Raw genomic sequence first — 346 nt, forward strand, 5'->3', positions numbered from 1 at the left:
TATCCTTTGCATCTTGAGTCAGTTGAGGACCTGGATTTTAGTAAGGGCTGGGAGGAAGGTCAAGCTGCTTTCTATCGTTATCAGTTTGAACTGGATGAACTTGCGGATACTTACTTAGACATGACAGGTTTTGGTAAGGGAGTTGTTTTCGTTAATAATGTAAATATTGGACGTTTTTGGGAAAAAGGGCCAATCCTCTATCTCTATATTCCAAAAGGATACTTAAAGAAAGGAGCGAATGAAATAATTGTCTTCGAGACAGAAGGAAAATATAGAGAGAAGATTCATTTTTCACAAAGACCTGTTATAAAAGACTTGTAGAAATTTTAATCGGTTTCTGCCAAAA

At 36.4% G+C, this 346-nt stretch carries 1 pseudogene; it reads left to right on the forward strand.

From position 1 onward, the window contains the following. Nucleotides 1-321, forward strand: a pseudogene (locus C1E99_RS12665) (beta-galactosidase); the annotation flags it as partial. Nucleotides 322-346: the final 25 nt, after the last annotated feature.

Origin of the sequence: Streptococcus suis, from assembly GCF_002964045.1 — a bacterium.
Classification (GTDB): Bacteria; Bacillota; Bacilli; order Lactobacillales; family Streptococcaceae; genus Streptococcus; species Streptococcus suis_U.